Consider the following 19,460-nt stretch of genomic DNA (forward strand, 5'->3'; position numbering starts at 1 on the left):
CTGTAATAGACGAAACAAAGTGACGACGTCAATGTCAGCAATCTCTCATCAATTGACTATACAAGCTTTGATTAGCTATACCACCCGATCTTCTTCTTGTGTTAAAAATTCCTCCAGCTTTTCTCTTGTGTAATCTTTTTCTTCTAAGATTACTTCATTGTCAAAAATATGTTGTACTGTTTTTTCTTCTAATAATGGACCTTTTAAGTGTTCAATAGATCGAGGGTTTTCTTGATAGAACTTTAATATTGCTTTTTCTTGACCTGGAAATCTCCTTGCTTGAGCTATAATAGCATTTTTAATATCATCCTGTTCAATACGTAAATTCTTAACTTGCATATATTCGGATAACATCAAACCTACTCTAACACGACGTAAGGCTAGCTTATTATAGTACTCATTAATTTCTGCTTCTGATTTATCTTTAAATATTGAATCTGAGTCGTTACTTTTCTCCATTTGAGATTTTAAAGTATTTACTTCCTGGGCTATTAAAGATTTGGGAACATTAAACGTTAATATCTCTTCTAATTGATCAAATAATCTCATCTTCATTAAAGTATGTATATTCTCCCTATATTCATCTGCTATACTTTTAGAAATATTAGTACGCAATTCTTCAACTGTCTTACAATTAAATTTCTTAGCAAACTCATCATCAACGAATATTTCATCAGCAGAATGTACCGCCTTTACCTGAACAATAAATTTAGCAGGCTGACCTGCAATTTGTTCCATATGATATTCTTTTGGGAATGTAACATTAACCTCTACCTCATCTCCAGCTTTACTACCAATAAGCTGATCTTCAAACCCATCAATAAAAGTTCCACTACCAATTACTAATTTGTAATCTGTAACTTTACCACCTTCAAAAGGCTCATTATTGACATAACCAATCGCATCAATAGTAACTTCCTGCCATTTTTCTACTTTCCCTTTATTTTCTTTAGTATAATTTTTTGACATAGATGCAAGTTTATCTATTTGCTTATTAATATCCTCTTCCTCAACTACTAATTTTGGATAAATAACTTTAATTTTTTTAAAATCTGGTAATTCAACATCAGGTAGTAGCTCAAATTTTAGAGTAAATTCTAGATCCTCATTATCTTTATCACATAAATCTTCTAATTGAGGATTACCTACTGTTTTTAGTTTATGATCTTTTATAATATGCTGTACTGCGTGATTAATTTCATGGCTTACCACATCAGACCTAACAGACTGCCTATATTTTTGATTAACAATGTTGATCGGCACTTTTCCAGCACGGAATCCATTAAGTTTAACTTTTTTTGATAAACTATCTAATTCTTTTTGCACTTTATTGGCAATTTTAGAAGAAGGAAGGACAACTTTCACTTCAAAATCTAGACCTTCATTTTTAAGTTCTGTGACTTGCATACTAAAAACTCATTAGCAATATTAAAATATCATGCAAAAACTTGAAGAATTGCTAAACCAATCACTGCAATTTTTGCTTATTTATTTGTGGTGCGGATGGAGGGACTTGAACCCCCACGCCTTGCGGCGCTAGAACCTAAATCTAGTACGTCTGCCAATTCCGTCACACCCGCATAGTGTATCTTGACTATTTATCAACTAGTCTTAGCTAGAAATTTTGTCAGAGCATTATAATACACATGATATAAGCTTTGTAAATCTCTAACTTTTGTATATTCATTAATTTTATGTGCTGTATCAGATAATAAACCAAATTCTACAACAGGACAATAATTTTTGATAAACCTCGCATCAGAAGTACCACCACTAGTAGATAATTTTGTAGATATTTGAGTTGTATCAGATACTACTTGAACAAAATCAGCAATTAACCCTGTTGGTTCTTGAATAAAACAATTAGCTGAAGATACACTACTTAATTCATATTTAAATTGGTATTTAGCACAATATTTGGTAACTATCTGCTCTATCAAATCTGTTATGCTAGATGACGAATGAGCGTCATTAAAACGAATATTAAACTTTGCTGTAACTTTCCCTGCTATTACATTAGTTATATCATTGCCTACATCAATAGAAGTAATTTCTAAATTTGACTGTTGAAAAAATTTACTCCCTTCATCTAATCGATAATTAATCAATTCATTAAGTATTTGAACTAAAGGATGAATCGGATTATTGGCTTGTAATGGATATGCTACATGCCCAGCTGTACCATATAGAGCTAAGTTAAAGTTAATACTTCCACGTCGACCAATTTTTACGGTATCCCCTACTTGCTGTTCATTTGTTGGTTCGCCTACAATAGCAAGATCGATCAAATTATTATCATAGTCAATTGATGAGAAGTTGGGGACGTTATCACTTGTCGCTCGCCTATTACTTATAGGCGTCGCTCCATCGCTCTTAGCCCCAAATTCTCCTGAATTGACTAGATCTCGATGCAAATATTTTAGCATTTCTACAGTGCCATATTTGCCACTTCCTTCCTCATCACTAGTAATTAGAAAACTAATTGAACCATTAGGAACTTTAACACATTCAATGAACTGCAAGCTAGCAGCCAAAAAACATGCTATCGCTCCCTTCATATCGACAGTTCCCCTACCATAAATCTTCTCACCCACTTTACTTGCTATAAAAGGATCATTAAGCCATAATGCTCTATCACCTGCTGGCACAACATCAACATGTCCAGCAAAACAAATATTAGGACGGGCAGTACCATAAACAGCATAAAGGTTGGTTACTTTATAATTATCTTCACCAAATATTTTGGTTTCAGTCTTAAAACCATTTTTTTCTAATAAATTACTAATATATTCAATACAACCGCTACTATTAGGCGTTACTGATTGAAAACTAATCAATTTTTCAAGAAGTTGTATATACATATTCCAACTATTCTCGGACAACCAAAACAGACACCCCAGAATGCCGCACAATTTTCGACGCATTAGGACCTAGCATATAATCTCTAAGCTGTGGTCGTACTGCTGAAATAATAATTAAATCAGCTTTCACTTCATTAGCATATTGTATTATTTCATCATAGACCGCCCCTCGACCAATATGTAATTCAACTTCGATCTCCTCAGGCACATATTGCCTAATTAGCTCTGTTACCTGTACCCGATATTTTTCTTTTTGGTCTTTTGCCCAGTTTTTAGGCAAATAATCCTCGACCATTTTCATACCAAAATCCGAAATGATATAAAGAAAATGTAATTTGGCATTAAAGATAGTAGCAAAACTTAAAGCCTTTGGTAATATTGCCTTAACCGATTGTTTATCCGACAAATCTAATGGTATTATTATATTTTTAAACACAATTAACAACTACTCCGATATTTATCTATTTATTTATTTTACGCTTTTAGATTACCTACGACGTTATTGCGAGGAAACCGTAAGGTCGACGAAGCAATCCAGAAAGTGACTAAAAATGGATTACTTCGCTCACATACGTTCGCTCGCAATGACGTGTTTTAGATTTATCTATTTCTGACTGCTGAATGTTTTGGCAAAATAAAGTTATTAGTATCAGCAAAATGATTAATATCGATATTATATAACATATAATTAGAATGTTTAAAATGTTTTACATTTTTATGAAACATACCAATAAATTTATCCAATAATTTAGCATCCATACTACTGTTAGTAACTAAAATTGCCGTTACTGCCACTGTATTCAAATCTGCAGTGATTCCAGGATATAATCTTTTATCCAGCAATCCCTTATGAAAAGCTTTATTAGTGGCTAGTAATTGTTCAATTTTATCATTTTCCATAGGTATAAAATCAATCCCACAACTATTAGCCGTAAATCCTACTAAAGCATTAGGATGACCTACCGTCATAATCATCACATCAATTTTACCATTACAAAATTGTTTTATTGACTCTTCGTAACTCATTTCATCGCAATCTATTGGCTCTTTGGTAAAATTATATAACTTCCTGATAGCATCGTAAGTAATGGTATTACTAGACAATGACAAACCATTTGATATTCTCTTCCCTTCAATATCTGAAAAGCCTTTTATCTTATCCTTATCCTGACTTTTTACTAAAACAGTAAAAAGCTCGTCATATAAATTAAGCACCTGACGCATTTCTTGCATTTTCTCTGTATTGGCATAATGCCCAACAGCTTCAAACGCTTCCAATGCTATATTGGATTGCACCAAAGCTAAATCTATCTTACCTTCTCTTAGCAAATTTAAATTTTCAACACCTCCATTGGTAGGTACTACTTCACAATTTACAGTTTTATCAGCTAAAGTCATGGTTCTACACAAATCCAATCCGATAGAGTAATAACCTTTCAAAATCGAACCAGAACCAATTCTTATTGTTTTTTGCGAAGCTAAGACACAATTATTAGTACAAAACAGACAAAAAACTACCAATAAAACTCTAAAATTGTTCATAAATATAATATACACTATAACTAATTGACCACTAATACTTTTTAAGATAAATAATTAAAAAAATAATATTCTTTACCCTATCAGCAACGAAGCAATGTCTCAACGTCATTGCGAGACCACGCAAGTAGGTCGCAGCAATCCATTTTTTATTGCTTTTATGGATTGCTTCGTTGACCTACGGTCTTCCTCGCAATGACGTCTGAGGGGCTTTGCTTCGTCGCAGCAAAACTACTTCTCGCTAATAGATAGACTTAGCTATAAACTACCCCTACTACTATCGATAATCAAGATAATTGTTACAGTGCATATATAAAAAACTCCTATTCCTTATAATATTCTTCTCCAATTTCAATTTCAGCCCGGTTATTTGACTTACGCCAATTATTGCTGTCCCTTAGTGAGTAGATACAGCCACAATATTCTTGCTTATAAAAATTCTCACGTTTAGCTATTTCGTACATTCTACTACTCCCGCCTGATTTTCGCCAATTATAAGTCCAGTAAGTTATTCCATCGTAATGAGAGGCAGCTTTAATGCCTGATTCATTAATTTGATTCATGTCTTTCCAGCGGGAAATGCCAAGAGAGCTGGTAATAACTTTAAAATCATTCTCATAGGCATAAAGGGCTGTGCGTTCAAAACGCATATCAAAACACATAGAACAACGTTTGCCTCTTTCTGGTTCCCATTCCATACCTTTGCTTCTCGCAAACCAATTTTGTACGTCGTAATCTGCATCAATAAAATTGATACCCATTTTTTCAGCAAAACGAATATTCTCATTTTTACGGATTTCATACTCTTTTTTAGGATGAATATTGGGATTGTAGAAAAAAATAGTTAAGTCAATACCAGACATCAACATTTTCTCCATAAGTTCTCCTGAACATGGAGCACAACAGGAATGTAATAGAACTTTATTTTCACCATTTGGTACTGATAGGATTTCATTCATAATTAGTTACTAATTTTCTTTATAAAATTTTAAAATAACATACGATATTATCGCACAACAATTCAATAATAAGATATTGCATTGTTTGTAGAAAAACGCATAATAAATTATTATTTTTTATTAACAATAATTTTGTTACTAATTATTGAATATAGTGAATTAACTTGAATTGGTAACGTTATAAATCCAATTAGTATTTAGCCTAAGCGTTATGGCTCAGAGCCACTTTAGTGGCATTGAAGCAATCCAAAAAGCGATAAAAATAGATTGCTTCGTAGGCTTACGCCCCACAACTGTTGAAAGTTAGAAGGTAAAGCGGGTTTTAGATAGCTTTTCTGTCATTGCGAGACCACGTAGTGGTCGTGGCAATCCATCTTTGGTTACTTTTATGGATTGCTTCGTCGACCTGCGGTCTTTCTCGCAATGACGTTGACCACATACGACTTTTAAACTATTCGGTCTAAAACCGCTTCCTCTTCTAACTTTCAACAGTTGTGGCTTACGCCCCTCGCAATGACGTTATCTGTCATTGCGAGACCACATAGTGGTCGTGGCAATCCATTTTGGGTCACTGAATTGCTTCGTAGGCTTATGCCCCCTCGCAATGACGTTTTTATAAAAAAGGTAATTGCTATGGACAACGTCACTAACTTCTCATCAATTGACTATAGATCATTCACTTCATTTTTACTTTTAGTAATGAGCTGATTTTTAGTAGCAGAAGGAGGGAGGGGATTGTTGTGATAATAATAAATGTAAAAAAGTTTTGCCATCCGAATTGTACAACAATATATCCTGAAAGAGCTGGAAAAATCGATCGTGAAAATCCCATCATAGAAGTGAAAAACGAATATTGTGTAGCACGAAATTTACCTTGACAAATTGAAGCAATAAAAGCAATGTAGGCTGTCATAGTCATTCCACCAGTTATACTCTCAAAACCTGTCGTAATAAAGAATAAGGGTAGATTTTTACCATAAATCTCTTGCAGAATAAATAAGGTATGTGCTATGGCATGAATTACTCCAAATATCAGCAAGCTATCCAAGATATTCTTTTTTCTCATCACTGAGCTAGCTATTAGCCCACCAATTATTGCAGATATTATGCCGAAAAATTTCCCTGCACTAGCTATTTCAAATTCGTTATAACCAATATGTATCAGAAAAGGATTAATCATCATACCAATAAAATTATCTGGTAATCTATATAAAATAAGGAAGATTATTATTAAAAAGATTAAATAAAAAGATACTACAGGTCTCAAGATATTTTGTATAAAGTTTGAACTATTTACCTTATAATCCTGATAAGTTTGGGAAATTAAGTCATGCTTTAATCGTAAGATACTCACAACTAAAATAGCAGAGCAAACAAGTACAGAAATGGCAAAGATTTTATATACATTATTCCATCCCAAGTAGCTTGATAGATAAATAGCACCGGAACCTGATATTAGCATACCGATACGATAGCCAAAAATATAAATTCCAGAAGCTGCCCCTTGAGATTCTTTGGCAATAATTTCAGTTCTAAATGCTCCTAAGACAGTATCTTTAGCTGAACTTAAAAATGATATTATCAATCCTACCAGTGCAAACAATATTAGACTATGATTAGGATCCATGGTGCTTAAAAGAAAAATAGCCAATGCCAACAAAATTTGAATCAGACAAATCCAAGATAATCTATGACCAAGTAGCTTACTTAACCAACCTAACTTTACAGTATCAAAAATAGGAGCCCATAAAAAATTGATAGAATAAGGTATTACGATAACAGCAAACATTCCAATAGATTGTAAATCAATATTTTCTTTAGCAAGCCAATAGTTTAAGGTATTGCCTGTAATCATTAAGGTAAATCCGCTAGTTAAACCAAACAACCAAATAATGAACAATTTTGAAGGAGTTAACATATAAATATCTAATAAGAAAAAACTATAATACAATAATAATTTTCCTATACAAGTTAAGTTAGATTCTATAACTAACCGGAATAGGATTTAGCTGATAAACCTATCCTACCCGTTTATAAGGTAGGACTATCTTATTAGGAGCCTTATTACTATAACTAATTCCATAACCTTTTTGGCACCACTCTTTAACCAGATTAAACTTATGATTAAAAATTTTATCTATCTTTGATAATAGTTGATATTTTCCATCATAATATACTGTAGGGTCTATACCTCTAAATTTTGGTTTAATGTTTATTTGCCCTTTGCCAAATTCCACTATTGAAAATGTTTTAACTTTATGAGAATATTCCTTAAATAATTTTCGTAACTTAACATCTTTACTCATTTGAAGCTTTGTTAAAACTTGCTTATCTATACCAAAATGTAATTCATCTTTAGTAATAAGATTTATATCTACAGCACGTTTTAATATCTTAACGAAGCAGTCATATACTACAGCATTCCATTCGCTACCCCAAAATTCCCAAGTAAAATCTAAAGAAAGCATAGCAAATTGTTTAGCAAGCACAGGATCTGTAAAGAACCATATATTATGTTTAAATTGTAAATTTTCGACCATTTCCTTTGCTTCAATTTCTGAAATTTTGTTAAGAATAACGCCTGTGTGAATATTATATTGTATTCGATCTGCACAAAGTGAAGGCAAGGGGGATTCTAATGCTATGTATTTGGGATTATCAGGGTCTAGTTCACTAATAGAAATGTTATATTTACTGATAATTTTTTCAATATCCATTTTCTTTAGAAACCATAAATGGATAGTATCTTGATAAGAATGTCTGCTATTTGGTTGATAAAATAAATTATCTCCTAAATGAGAAAAAACAGTATGAGAAACATCATGTAACAAGCCGGCTATTTGTTCAATTTTTGACACTCCTGCTTTTTGTAATAAAACAAATACTCCTATACTATGATCATAGCGACTAAAAAATGGCATTAATTCCAAATAAGGGGGTGGGCCAGATTGATCAATTTCTTTTATTCTTTGCATAGCTTTACTTTGTATTAATTCCTCTATTATCGGATCATTAACTATAGAATCACCCCATACTGTATGAAGAACCTGTTCAGCATAGGAAGATAAACAAATAATATAATTTATTATAATAGCAAAAATTATTCTTTTTATCACAATCTACCTTTTATAATTAGAAAAGGAGCCATTATCAAAAGAATATCATTACTTGTCAAGATTCTTACCATAAACATAAACAGCTTCTATGAAAAATTTTGTTGACAAAATTGAGGAAGGTAGTACTATTGCTGTTTTTAATAGAGTTCTTGCATAACCTAATCTAATTGGTAATTTTGTTGTCAAAACTCGTCTCCGTTCCTCACGTACATCTTAGTACGCTGCGGTACTCGACTTCGTTTTTCCTAAAAATTCCTCAATTATTTTTAGGTTATGCAAGAGTTCTAATTTAAGCTAGCAAAATTTTAAAAATTGATTTATCACTTTTAAAGTTTTTGTTAAATAATATCAAAGGATAAATTTTATATGAAAGTTGTAAGTTCGTTAAAATCTCTAAAGAAAAGAGATAAAGATTGCCAGGTTGTAAAAAGAAAAGGTAAAATTCTTGTAATAAACAAGAAAATTAAAAGGTTTAAAGCTAAGCAAGGTTAGATAATTTAGAAATTTCATACGTTGTTGATTAAATTTCTAAGATTTAATTTTAGATGGAGGATCTTATGCAAAATACTAATTTGATAATCGTTGCAGTAGGTCTACTTGTAGTATTTATTATATTCTTTGTTTATAAGAAGAGCAAAAATGCGTCTGTTAGTATGCTTATCAAGGATACTAATAATGCACAAGAGCTTAATGCACCATTTAATAAAGCAGATAATACCAAGAAGCTAACTCTAAAAGAAAAGGTTGAGCTATCGTGGAAGTTCTTATATGAAATTACAGAATCAATTGTTAATAAATTTTCTAAAGAGGATGTAGAATTAGTAAATCATCTTGGTCACACATTGTTAAATAACGGTATGAAGTATGAGCATGTAGTAGACCTTGGTATTAAGCAACAAGTTACATCAAGAGCTGCAAATATTGAACAACAAGCCCATTCTCAGTCCCAGAAATCTTTGGGTAAATAAGCATCGGTAATTTTGACAGCAAGATTAATTGTGAGCGTTCAGAGAAAAAAGTTAAAGTACAAGATTCCTATTAGTTATCGCAGGCAACCTCCTAGAAGCAATTTAACCTCACAACCGTCATTGCGAGGAGACCGTAAGGTCGACGAAGCAATGACGGTTTCTCAATTATTGTTTTCTTAAACTGATGCTTATGCACAATGACGCTTGGCGATCAGATTTTTTATTCATCATAAGAAAAAAAACCGTAAACACTCACATAGCTAAGTCTAACGAACCTAAGAGCAAAATCAAACCGACATAATTGTTATTTTTAAATCTAGTAAGACAGTTTTGTGGGTCTGAAATTTCTAATGTTATTACCTGCCAAATCAGCATCATATAAGCACAAAGGATAGCTATATAGTTAAGGTGATGAGCTGCTATAATTTTAGCAATTATGAATAATATTATGAAAATGGTATAATAAACATATAGATGCAGTTTATAGTTTTTCTTTTCTAAAAATAATGGCATTGATTTGAGATTAATCTTTTTATCGTACTCTATGTCCATAAAGCCATAAATAATGTCATAACCGATAGTCCAAAAACAGCAGGCAATATACATAATAACAGCTTCTAGTGATATTTTATCGATTACTGCACTATTACCAATCAAGACTCCGTTAAATGTTAGCCCCAGAAATATTTGTGGAAAAAAAGTAATTCTCTTCATTAGTGGATATAAAATGATCATGATGCAGGAGAAAAACCCTAAGTAAATGGCTGTTTTATTTAATGATAATAAAATGGCTAAGGAAATAATTGATAATATAATTAACAAAATCATCGCGTCACTTACTTTCAATGAGCCATTAGCCAAAGGTCTATTTTTTGTTCGTAACACATATTTATCAAAATCTTTGTCAAAAATATCGTTAAGAACGCTACCAGCTCCTCTGGTAACGACACTTCCGATAAAGAATAATAGTAATAATTTTACTAAATTATATATTGTAATATTGGTAAGAAGTACCCCAAAGCATGCTGAGAAGAATACTAACAGATATCCAGTAGGATTTTGCAGCCTCATTAAACTGAGACTTAGGAAAAATTTATTTGGCATTACTATTAATTATGATATATCTTGGTTTAATTTAATTATAATAGTCTTATTATGACGGAATTTCCAAAAGATTATAGCTTTAGTGAAAGCGAAAGAAAATGGCAAAAATTTTGGCAAGAACAAAAAATTTATCTTTGGGATAAAAATGAAACAAGGGAAAATAGTTTTGTAGTAGATACTCCACCACCAACAGTCTCAGGGCAACTGCATATAGGACATGTTTATAGTTATACCCAGGCTGATTTCATGGTTCGTTTCAAACAGATGCTAGGTAAAAATATTTTTTATCCAATCGGTTTTGATGATAATGGTTTACCTACCGAACGTTTAGTTGAAAAGCAAAAGCAGATAAAAGCAACAAATATGGCAAGAGAGCAATTTGTTGAAATATGTAAAGAAGTTGTTATTTCTGAAGAAGAAAAATTTCGTTCATTATTTAATCAAATGGCTTTATCGGTTGATTGGACTTTGGAATATCAGACAATTAATCCATTATCACGAAAAATGTCACAAATGTCATTTTTAGACTTAGTAAATAAAGGAGAAGTTTACCGCAATAATCAACCAATATTGTGGGATCCAGTTGATCAAACGGCTTTAGCACAAGCTGATATCGAAGACCAAGAAAAAACTTCAATGATGAATGATGTAATTTTTCAGACCAGTAAGGGCGAGAGGATTATTATTGCTACTACTAGACCAGAATTGTTACCAGCTTGCGTTGCGGTATTTTATAACCCAAATGATGATAGATACAAACATTTGCAAGGTCAATTTGCCATAACACCGCTATTTGATGTTAAAGTACCTATTTTAGCAGATGATTTAGTTCAAATAGATAAAGGAACCGGGCTTGTTATGTGTTGTACTTTTGGTGACGTAACCGACATAACTTGGTGGAGAGTTCATAATTTACCTATAAAAATTATTATAGATAAAAAAGGTATCATAGATTTATCAGACGAATTATCAAATTCATCTTCTTATAATCAGATAAATGGCTTAAAAATAAAAGATGCTAGAAGTAAAATTATAGAAATCTTAAAAGAGAAAAATTTATTAGTTAAACAAGTAGAAATCACTCAAACAGTAAAATGTGCTGAACGTTCAGGGGCTCCACTAGAGATACTTACCATACCGCAATGGTTTGTTCACACGATAAAACATAAAGATGTTTTAATGCAACGAGCGAATGAAATTAATTGGCACCCCAAAAATATGAAAATTAGGCTTGAGAACTGGATAAATGGTTTATCATGGGATTGGTGTATAAGTCGTCAACGCTATTTTGGCGTGCCATTCCCTGTTTGGTATTCTAAACGAGTTGGAGAAGTAGGCAAAGCTATATTTCCAGATATAACACAACTGCCAGTAGACCCAACCAAAGATTTGCCAATTGGCTATTCGCGAGAAGAGGTAGAGCCAGATTATGATGTTATGGATACTTGGGCTACTAGTGCAATCTCACCGCAATTAAGTAGTCACGGTATATCTGAAAAGTTTAACGTAGATGCTGAGCGTCACCACAAATTATTTCCAGCTGATTTGCGTCCGCAAGCTCATGAAATTATTAGAACCTGGGCTTTTTACACAGTACTTAAAGCCCAATTGCATGAAAATACCCTACCTTGGAAAAACATTATGATTAGTGGGTGGTGCCTGGCATTCGATCGTAGCAAAATGTCAAAATCTAAAGGGAATATTATTGTACCACAAAAATTACTTGAGCAATATGGGGCTGATGTAATGCGTTATTGGACTTCTAAATCTAGGCTTGGAGCTGATACTGTTTACTCTGAAGAGGTAATGAAAAATGGGAAGAGACTTGTTAATAAATTATGGAATGCTTGCAAATTTGCGGCTATTCATTTTGACAAATTAGATCCATTAGATAAAAATGTCCAGATTCCTGATATAGAAAGCAAAATTTGTCACAAGTTTGACCAATGGTTAATAGTAAAACTAGTTGAGTTAGTAGATAAAGTTGAATCAGATATGCATAATTATGAATATACCGATGCTATGGAGTCAATAGAAAAGTTTTTTTGGTCAGTATTTTGTGATAATTATCTTGAAATCACTAAGACCCGAGCTTATAACATGGATGGCTCAGACAATAGAGGGCAGTATAGTGCTATAATCACTTTATATTATTCGATAAAAATTTTACTCAAATTATTAGCTCCTTTCTTACCGCATATAACAGAAGAAATTTGGCAAATATTATATAGTACAAAATCTATCCATAGTCGAGGTAATTGGTCTCAAATCAAAAATTTTTCTTTCCCGGTAGATCAAATTCAGCCTGATAGGCTTATTAAAATACTAGATTTGGTTAGAAAAGCTAAAGCAGAAAAGAATTTGTCAGTTAAAGCTAATATTAAGGTACTAGAAATTATAGGAGAAAAACTTCCTAATGACTTAACGATAGACCTTAAAAATGTTACATCTTCTCATAAAATAGAATTTGTTGAGGAATTTTCATCAACAAATCAAGTTTTAAAGAATGATGAAGTTGTAGTTAATATAATATACTGACAATAAATCATCGATGAAGAAGGTAATAAAAATAGGTACAAGAAGAAGTACTCTGGCTTTGATTCAGACAGGTTTAGTAATTGACCAAATTAAAATTCATTATCCACAGATAAATTATGAAATAGTCCCAATAGTTACCTCTGGCGATTTGATTAAGGATAAAAATCTGTATGATATAGGTGGGAAGGCTTTGTTTTTAAAAGAAATAGAAGCTGCTCTTATAAATGAAGAAATTGATTTAGCTGTACATTCCTTTAAAGATGTACCTTGTAAATTACCGTCAGAATTGATGATATGTGCTGTACTTGAGAGAGAAGATGCACGAGACGTATTTGTCTGCTTGAACTATAAATCAATAGAAGAATTGCCTTTTGCCAGTATAGTTGGTACATCCTCAGTACGTAGAAAAATCCTAATACAAAGAAAAAGACCTGATTTACAAATTGTTACTTTTAGAGGAAATGTTGATTCAAGAATAAAAAAATTAATGCAAGGTGATGTTGATGCGACCATTCTCGCTTATAGTGGTTTGAAAAGATTGGGGCTATTTGATGAAAAATATTGCCACTTAATAGATATAAAAGAGATGTTGCCATCTGTAGGGCAGGGAGTTATAGCGGTAGAGATAAGAAAAAATGATAACAAAATGCAGGAGATATGTAATAAAATTAACCATCTTGAAACATGGGAACTAATGAAGGCGGGAAGAGCATTTTTAGAATATCTAGATGCAGATTGTAAAACCCCTATAGCTGCTTATTCAACATACGTATACTCAAATGATTTAAGTATACGTGATAAGGTTATTCATACGGAGTTTATGCTTGCCAATTTTGATGGCAGTAAAATAGTTTTTCATAGCGAAACTTCCGATTCAAAAGATGCTAAAAATTCTGGCATAAAAGCTGCCAAGAATATGATATAGTCAATTAACCTTAATTAGTGCTGAATAAGCACCTATCGTGTTGTTTATTTTTGTTCTATAGTTTTATTAGCTCTGCTTTTTTGGTTAAGGATTCTATGCCATTTAAGTCAGTAGCAGTTACCCATAGTTGTAATCCTAATTCTAGGAAAAGATCAATTAAATATTCTCGCCTTTTCTTGTCAAGATGGACAAAAACCTCATCTAACAGTAAAATAGGCATAGCGATATTTTCTTTAATAGAATAATTAACTTGGGCAAGTATTATTGCAATGAGCATAGCCTTCTGTTCACCGGTAGAGCAGTGTTTAGCTGGGGCATTTTTTTCTTTATGAATAACTATAAAATCACTTTTATGAACTCCAAAATTAGTACGATTAGACATTCTATCACGAATACGACAGCCCACTAATTCATTTTTTATAAAATCTACATCTATATCATAATTTTTTGATATTTTTTCTTCTATAACCCCATTAATTGATAAAACAGCTTTAGGGAAGTCATTATCCAAATCATCAATGGTTTTTTGAATATGTTCTAAAATTTTTAACCTATTAATAGCAATTTGAATTGATAATTCTGCCATTTTCTCTTCAATTACTCCAAGCCAATTTGTATCAACTTGATCTTGTAATAGGATTTTACTGCGTTCATGCATATAATATTCATATTTAGTCACTATCCCTGCATGCGATGGATTAAAATTATAGACAATCCTGTCAAAGAATTTACGTCTATCACTAACACCAGAAGAGAAAATACCATCCATTTGGGGAGTAAGCCAAATCATAGCAGAGAACTTGCTCAATTCATTATTTTGTATTTTAACACCGTTAAATTCTGTAAGTCGCCTATTAGATTGACGTTTTAAATTTGTTGAAATTTCAACTAGTCCAAGTTTACTGTGTAGTAGCCCATAAGCCGAACAATGCTCTGCCCCTCTTTGACAAACATCATCTAATTTTGCTGATCTCAAACCTTTACCAGGAGAAAATAGTGATATTGATTCTAGGATGTTAGTTTTACCACTACCATTTGCTCCTATTAATATAATAGGGTTATTACCAGTATTAATCTCTAAATCCTGAAAATTACGATAATTTAGTAGTTTTAATTTTTGTAAGTAAATATTATTAATCAATAAATTGTCTTCCCACCACTTTTAAAATTTTGATGAGCCTTGTTTAATTTTTTAAGAAATTCTGGAGAATATGATTTAATATCACTTTTTGCTCCACCTTCATATTTTGTAGCTAAATCCATCCCGCCTTTAATCATATTATAAGCAAAATTTTCTTTTTTTGTTTCTCCAGCTATTCTTTTAGGATTCATGAATTTATAAACTTGGTATAAAGCAAAATTTTTAACTAAACGCCTTGCTTCCAATCTAGATTGACGACTTATACCATGTAGATTGTCTTTTGATTTTATCAAGCCTCGGTTAGCTTCTTTTACCAATTGTGAATGTTGTTGCATCAAGTAACTACTTACTTCCGTAACATTCTTACTGATAAGTTGTTCATCAACTTTAAGATTTAATTTCTTGTTATTGAGTTTACCTAAATATTTTTGTATTAATATGATAATCTGTGTCTGTAATTTGGTTAGATCCATTGTTTGTTCGTTAAGACAAGCTAATATTTGTTCTATCTCTTGCTCAAAAGCGTCGTTTGCACTTAACTCATTGAAAATTTCCATTGCCTCATCGGATCCAAGTTCATCATCATTAGTGATACCTGCCAATGCATCCTTAATTTGGTCTGCTAATTTTCTAGAATCTTGTGGTTTTTTGTTATCTGTTTCCATTTGTTAGCCTCCTATTTACCAATTACTCAAACTAAGCAAATCCAGGGAAAGGATTAGCTAATCATTCTTGAGTAGTAAAGTGCCCTCTATAAGTTCTATATAACATAATTCCTCGACGCTCTTCAATTATAGTTTTGCATAATAAGGCTGAGTCAATAGCTTTTTGTCTTTTAGTAAATTTGTATTCTTTTTCTGAACATAACTCACTTATACTAATATTCTGCCAAACAAGTCCATCAAAAATTTTTGCTTTAATATAACCGCTTGACTTTAAATTCTCATAATCCCCTTTATTAAGGCTTAATGCATCGTCATTTAACAAAAGCTTAACATCCCCAACATATGAATTTACTATATGATCAACATATTTAATATAGACCTTACCGGTTAGTTCTATCGTGCTAGGTATCATACTTCTATCTTGGTTTCTAGATGGTTCAATAGACCTCTTGCATAAACCTAAAGATAATTGAGGAATTTTTAGAAAAAACGAAGTCTAGTACCGCAGCGTACTAAGATGTACGTGAGGAACGGAGACGAGTTTTGACAACAAAATTACCAATTAGATTAGGTAAGAGGTCTAATAACTTCTCCTTAAAAATGATGTAATATTGGATCTTGTTCATCATATTCTTTTAACATATAACCACGCCCCCATACCGTATCAATGTAGTTTGTACCACCAGCAGCATCAGCTAATTTCTTACGTAATTTGCAAACAAATACATCTATAATCTTAATCTCTGGTTCATCAACACTACTATACAGATGATCTAAGAACATCTCCTTATTCAATACTGTTCCTCTACGTAAAACTAATAATTCTAAAATGGCATATTCCTTATTTGTTAAATGAACCTTTTTTCCATCCACTTCTACAATTCTGGTATCAAGATGAATACTTACCTTGTCAAACCTAACCACTGACTCAGAATGTCTTTTAGAACGACGAACAATTGCATAAATACGAGCAATTAACTCTTCGCGGTTAAATGGTTTTGTGATATAATCATCTGCCCCGCATGTAAGCCCTTTGATTTTCTGATCAACTGTAGTGATACCTGATAAAATCAATATGGGCGTTTTTACTTTAGCAGAACGTAATCTTAGCAATACTTCGAATCCACTAATGTCTGGTAGCATAAGATCTAAGATAATCAAATCATAATTATAAACTCTAGCTATCTCTATTCCTTCTGTACCAAACTCGACCACTTCGCAAATAATTTCCTCTGAAGCTAACGTTAATTCAATAGAACTAGCTATGTCACTATTATCTTCTACTAACAATACCCTCATTACGTCTTTCTCCTTAACAAATTTTTCTTTAGTAATTTATTCTTTTTGTTACACGCTATGTTCTCATTTTATCTCCATAAGAGCAAGTAATTTTATTAAAATAAATTACAAATATATTAAGCTGTTGTGAACATTATTCTTTAAATAAGTAATTTTTGTCCTTTAATCAGCAACAGTCTATTTATTATACCGAAGCCCTGATATAGTCAATTGATGAGAAGTTGGTAACGTTGCCACTCAATGCTCATCTGTTACTTATAGGCGTCCTAAGCCCAAATTCTCCTGAATTGACTATAATCGATAACTCCTGTAAATTTTACATTTTACATAGCTGAATTTGATATAACAAGTTATATTTAAATTTTATTAACATAACCTATAGCTAACCACATTAATATTTAGCCATAGTATAGTCAATTGATGAGAAGTTGGTGACGTCGTCACTCGTCGCTCCTAGTCCCAAATCCTCCTGAATTGACTATAAATTTGCTTTGGGTTAGCTATAGATTAACTTATGCAGAAAGTTTATTGATTCTTATTACGTATATTCATATATTCTATAATAACGCATGTTGCCAATTACTATAAAACTTATCTAAATTAAGCCTTATTCTTTTTACGCGTTCAGCGATGATTATCGAATATATTGTTTTAAGAGTGATCTCAAAATCATCATTAATAACCACGTAATCATAATATTTAGCATATTGTACTTCCTTGGTTGCTAATTTCATACGCAACTCTATCGCTTCTTTACTATCTTGCCCTCTATTTTGAATTCGTTGCTGCAAAACACTAGGAGTTGGTGGCAGAACAAAAATTGTAATCACATTTGATAAGATTTTTTTTATGGATTTTGTACCTTGCCAATCTATATCAAATAAAACATCTAGCCCTTGACTTAGTAGCTCTTCTACAACTTTTTTAGGCGTTCCATAATAATTATTATAAATATTTGCATATTCAAGGAATTCATCTTGTTCAATTAATTTATTAAATTCCTCTTTGGTCTTGAAATAGTAACTTACTCCATCAATCTCACCTGTCCTAGGTGTTCTGGTGGTTGCAGAGATGGATAATCTAAGATTACTGTCTATTTTTAAAGCTGCTCTGGCTAAGCTGGATTTACCAGCAGCCGAGGGGGAAGATAAAATAACAGTTAATCCTTTACTTTTCAGAGATAGTACCATATTTATTATTCTTTTATAACAGTGACTCTGAATATACTCGAATAATCTTTTGATTGAAACGAAAAAGTAAACAGATTACCCTTACTAAAAAATTGTTTGTACACAAATCTTTTTAATTACAGCCTTCTGCTTTATAAAGAATCAATAAATTTAATTGCTGGTGATGTTCTTATATAACAACAAAATTTTATCTTTTAGCATTAATTTTTGTTTCTTCAACTGTTTGATTTTAGTATCATCCTGCAAATGTAAAAATGCAGCGTTTATTAGTCTTTGTAAATCGTCATGTTTTTTTTGTAAGCTTTGTATATGATTATTGATATTCATTTTTAAACTCCATAATCAGTTAAAAACTAGGATTTCTATAAGGTCAACTTTATAAAACCAAATACTATTTTAATACAATATAATATACTTTAAAAGGAAAAAATATAACTATGACTGCTAATAATAAAAAAAAATTGCTTGTGGCAATCTCTGGAGCTTCTGGAGCCATATATGGTATAAGGTTACTTGAGATTTTACGGCAGTTAAATATTGAAAGTCATTTAATTATCTCAAAATCTGCCCATTTGACTATACTACATGAAACAGATTACTCTATACAACAAGTACAAGAGCTAGCAGATTATTATTATAATCTTTCTGATATTGGTTGTAGGATTGCTTGTGGTTCTTTTAGGACATTTGGTATGATCATAGCTCCATGTAGCATGAAAACTCTCGCCTCAGTTGCTTGCAGCATTGAGGATAATTTAATTAGTAGAGCAGCAGGTGTTATACTGAAAGAACAAAGAAAATTAGTCTTAATGATTAGAGAAACTCCTTTACATAGGGGGCATTTAGAGAATATGTTGAAAGTAACGAGTTATGGCGGGATAATTGCTCCTCCAGTGCCGGCTTTTTATAACTTACCAGAAACCTTGGATGATATAATAAATCACTCAATTACTCGAGTGCTTGATATTTTTGACATTGATGCTGGTTTAATAAAACGTTGGGATGGGTTAAAATAACCTGATTAGTGTTTGAAAAATCTGCCCATTCTTGTAATTTCTGCGAACTATTGTCATTCCCGCGTAGGCGGGAATCTGAGACCCCTGCTTCATAGCAATTATCTTTTTTATTTTTTTATGATGAGTAAAAAAGCTGACT

At 32.0% G+C, this 19,460-nt stretch carries 20 protein-coding genes and 1 tRNA gene; 5 read left to right on the top strand and 16 right to left on the bottom strand.

The genetic code is table 11. The annotated features are described in order from the left end of the window. Nucleotides 1–75 precede the first annotated feature (75 nt). The 9 genes from tig to AAGD20_RS04405 all read right to left on the bottom strand — a co-directional run bounded on the left by tig (nt 76) and on the right by AAGD20_RS04405 (nt 8,661). Entirely contained in the window at nt 76–1,407 is a 1,332-nt protein-coding gene (gene tig / locus AAGD20_RS04365) for a trigger factor (protein ID WP_341748611.1), read from the bottom strand. Between the two features lie 88 nt (nt 1,408–1,495). Continuing rightward, nucleotides 1,496–1,580, bottom strand: a tRNA-Leu gene (locus AAGD20_RS04370). Nucleotides 1,581–1,601: 21 nt separating this feature from the next. After that, a complete protein-coding gene (gene dapE, locus AAGD20_RS04375) occupies nt 1,602–2,861 on the bottom strand; it encodes a succinyl-diaminopimelate desuccinylase (RefSeq protein WP_341748612.1) in 1,260 nt (419 codons plus the stop codon). Between the two features lie 7 nt (nt 2,862–2,868). Further along, a complete protein-coding gene (locus tag AAGD20_RS04380; RefSeq protein ID WP_341748613.1) occupies nt 2,869–3,297 on the bottom strand; it encodes a universal stress protein in 429 nt (142 codons plus the stop codon). Nucleotides 3,298–3,461: 164 nt separating this feature from the next. Further along, nucleotides 3,462–4,403 carry a TAXI family TRAP transporter solute-binding subunit gene (locus AAGD20_RS04385; protein ID WP_341748614.1) on the bottom strand — a complete coding sequence of 314 codons (942 nt, stop codon included), beginning with the start codon at nt 4,401–4,403 and terminating at the stop codon, nt 3,462–3,464. A gap of 320 nt (nt 4,404–4,723) precedes the next feature. After that, nucleotides 4,724–5,359 (bottom strand): epoxyqueuosine reductase QueH, encoded by a 636-nt coding sequence (locus AAGD20_RS04390; protein ID WP_341748615.1) that lies wholly within the window; start codon nt 5,357–5,359, stop codon nt 4,724–4,726. Between the two features lie 676 nt (nt 5,360–6,035). Beyond that, nucleotides 6,036–7,277 (bottom strand): AmpG family muropeptide MFS transporter, encoded by a 1,242-nt coding sequence (locus AAGD20_RS04395; protein WP_341748616.1) that lies wholly within the window; start codon nt 7,275–7,277, stop codon nt 6,036–6,038. Between the two features lie 100 nt (nt 7,278–7,377). Continuing rightward, nucleotides 7,378–8,475 (bottom strand): hypothetical protein, encoded by a 1,098-nt coding sequence (locus AAGD20_RS04400; RefSeq protein WP_341748617.1) that lies wholly within the window; start codon nt 8,473–8,475, stop codon nt 7,378–7,380. A gap of 48 nt (nt 8,476–8,523) precedes the next feature. Further along, complete coding sequence (locus AAGD20_RS04405) at nt 8,524–8,661, bottom strand: hypothetical protein (protein ID WP_157905644.1); 138 nt, start codon at nt 8,659–8,661, stop codon at nt 8,524–8,526. Between the two features lie 180 nt (nt 8,662–8,841). Here AAGD20_RS04405 and ykgO point away from each other — a divergent pair, with 180 nt between their 5' ends. Then, on the top strand, nt 8,842–8,967 hold the full coding sequence (gene ykgO, locus AAGD20_RS04410; RefSeq protein WP_094648811.1) for a type B 50S ribosomal protein L36: 126 nt from the start codon (nt 8,842–8,844) through the stop codon (nt 8,965–8,967). A 65-nt stretch (nt 8,968–9,032) separates the two neighbouring features. Continuing rightward, nucleotides 9,033–9,443 (top strand): DUF2660 domain-containing protein, encoded by a 411-nt coding sequence (locus AAGD20_RS04415; RefSeq protein WP_094648810.1) that lies wholly within the window; start codon nt 9,033–9,035, stop codon nt 9,441–9,443. Between the two features lie 252 nt (nt 9,444–9,695). On the opposite strand, the gene ubiA is transcribed toward AAGD20_RS04415, so the two are convergent. Next, nucleotides 9,696–10,553 carry a 4-hydroxybenzoate octaprenyltransferase gene (ubiA, locus tag AAGD20_RS04420; RefSeq protein ID WP_192866912.1) on the bottom strand — a complete coding sequence of 286 codons (858 nt, stop codon included), beginning with the start codon at nt 10,551–10,553 and terminating at the stop codon, nt 9,696–9,698. Between the two features lie 45 nt (nt 10,554–10,598). On the opposite strand from ubiA, the gene AAGD20_RS04425 reads away from it, so the two are divergent. Together AAGD20_RS04425 and hemC are read left to right on the top strand one after the other, a co-directional pair. Continuing rightward, a complete protein-coding gene (locus AAGD20_RS04425; protein ID WP_341748618.1) occupies nt 10,599–13,085 on the top strand; it encodes a valine--tRNA ligase in 2,487 nt (828 codons plus the stop codon). A 13-nt stretch (nt 13,086–13,098) separates the two neighbouring features. Continuing rightward, nucleotides 13,099–14,010, top strand: coding sequence for a hydroxymethylbilane synthase (gene hemC, locus AAGD20_RS04430; protein ID WP_341748619.1), 912 nt, complete (start codon nt 13,099–13,101; stop codon nt 14,008–14,010). 55 nt (nt 14,011–14,065) lie between these two features. On the opposite strand, the gene recF is transcribed toward hemC, so the two are convergent. The 6 genes from recF to AAGD20_RS04460 form a co-directional block, all read right to left on the bottom strand. Beyond that, a complete protein-coding gene (gene recF, locus AAGD20_RS04435) occupies nt 14,066–15,148 on the bottom strand; it encodes a DNA replication/repair protein RecF (RefSeq protein ID WP_341749449.1) in 1,083 nt (360 codons plus the stop codon). Continuing rightward, the gene (locus tag AAGD20_RS04440; protein ID WP_341748620.1) at nt 15,148–15,816 is read right to left on the bottom strand and encodes a DUF5394 family protein; all 669 of its coding nucleotides are present in this window, start codon (nt 15,814–15,816) and stop codon (nt 15,148–15,150) included. The genes recF and AAGD20_RS04440 overlap by 1 nt, the downstream gene beginning before the upstream one ends. Before the next feature lie 61 nt (nt 15,817–15,877). Then, complete coding sequence (locus AAGD20_RS04445; RefSeq protein ID WP_094648805.1) at nt 15,878–16,228, bottom strand: hypothetical protein; 351 nt, start codon at nt 16,226–16,228, stop codon at nt 15,878–15,880. Between the two features lie 182 nt (nt 16,229–16,410). Beyond that, nucleotides 16,411–17,115, bottom strand: a complete 705-nt coding sequence (gene ctrA / locus AAGD20_RS04450) for a response regulator transcription factor CtrA (RefSeq protein ID WP_341748621.1) — start codon at nt 17,113–17,115, stop codon at nt 16,411–16,413. A 557-nt stretch (nt 17,116–17,672) separates the two neighbouring features. Then, nucleotides 17,673–18,305 carry a guanylate kinase gene (gene gmk, locus AAGD20_RS04455; RefSeq protein ID WP_094648803.1) on the bottom strand — a complete coding sequence of 211 codons (633 nt, stop codon included), beginning with the start codon at nt 18,303–18,305 and terminating at the stop codon, nt 17,673–17,675. Between the two features lie 150 nt (nt 18,306–18,455). Further along, nucleotides 18,456–18,632 carry a DUF465 domain-containing protein gene (locus tag AAGD20_RS04460; protein WP_094648802.1) on the bottom strand — a complete coding sequence of 59 codons (177 nt, stop codon included), beginning with the start codon at nt 18,630–18,632 and terminating at the stop codon, nt 18,456–18,458. A gap of 110 nt (nt 18,633–18,742) precedes the next feature. On the opposite strand from AAGD20_RS04460, the gene AAGD20_RS04465 reads away from it, so the two are divergent. Next, entirely contained in the window at nt 18,743–19,321 is a 579-nt protein-coding gene (locus tag AAGD20_RS04465; RefSeq protein ID WP_094648801.1) for a UbiX family flavin prenyltransferase, read from the top strand. The last annotated feature ends 139 nt before the right edge of the window (nt 19,322–19,460 follow it).

The organism is Candidatus Tisiphia endosymbiont of Sialis lutaria, assembly GCF_964026535.1.
Classification (GTDB): Bacteria; Pseudomonadota; Alphaproteobacteria; order Rickettsiales; family Rickettsiaceae; genus Tisiphia.

What these genes read in the sequence shown, in the direction of transcription:
- AAGD20_RS04445 (WP_094648805.1), bottom strand. Translation starts at nt 16,228, where the DNA reads ATGATACCTAGCACGATAGAACTAACCGGTAAGGTCTATATTAAATAT.
- AAGD20_RS04395 (WP_341748616.1), bottom strand. Translation starts at nt 7,277, where the DNA reads ATGTTAACTCCTTCAAAATTGTTCATTATTTGGTTGTTTGGTTTAACT.
- dapE (WP_341748612.1), bottom strand. Translation starts at nt 2,861, where the DNA reads ATGTATATACAACTTCTTGAAAAATTGATTAGTTTTCAATCAGTAACG.
- tig (WP_341748611.1), bottom strand. Translation starts at nt 1,407, where the DNA reads ATGCAAGTCACAGAACTTAAAAATGAAGGTCTAGATTTTGAAGTGAAA.
- ctrA (WP_341748621.1), bottom strand. Translation starts at nt 17,115, where the DNA reads ATGAGGGTATTGTTAGTAGAAGATAATAGTGACATAGCTAGTTCTATT.
- AAGD20_RS04440 (WP_341748620.1), bottom strand. Translation starts at nt 15,816, where the DNA reads ATGGAAACAGATAACAAAAAACCACAAGATTCTAGAAAATTAGCAGAC.
- gmk (WP_094648803.1), bottom strand. Translation starts at nt 18,305, where the DNA reads ATGGTACTATCTCTGAAAAGTAAAGGATTAACTGTTATTTTATCTTCC.
- hemC (WP_341748619.1), top strand. Translation starts at nt 13,099, where the DNA reads ATGAAGAAGGTAATAAAAATAGGTACAAGAAGAAGTACTCTGGCTTTG.
- AAGD20_RS04415 (WP_094648810.1), top strand. Translation starts at nt 9,033, where the DNA reads ATGCAAAATACTAATTTGATAATCGTTGCAGTAGGTCTACTTGTAGTA.
- ykgO (WP_094648811.1), top strand. Translation starts at nt 8,842, where the DNA reads ATGAAAGTTGTAAGTTCGTTAAAATCTCTAAAGAAAAGAGATAAAGAT.
- AAGD20_RS04390 (WP_341748615.1), bottom strand. Translation starts at nt 5,359, where the DNA reads ATGAATGAAATCCTATCAGTACCAAATGGTGAAAATAAAGTTCTATTA.
- AAGD20_RS04385 (WP_341748614.1), bottom strand. Translation starts at nt 4,403, where the DNA reads ATGAACAATTTTAGAGTTTTATTGGTAGTTTTTTGTCTGTTTTGTACT.
- AAGD20_RS04465 (WP_094648801.1), top strand. Translation starts at nt 18,743, where the DNA reads ATGACTGCTAATAATAAAAAAAAATTGCTTGTGGCAATCTCTGGAGCT.
- AAGD20_RS04460 (WP_094648802.1), bottom strand. Translation starts at nt 18,632, where the DNA reads ATGAATATCAATAATCATATACAAAGCTTACAAAAAAAACATGACGAT.
- AAGD20_RS04425 (WP_341748618.1), top strand. Translation starts at nt 10,599, where the DNA reads ATGACGGAATTTCCAAAAGATTATAGCTTTAGTGAAAGCGAAAGAAAA.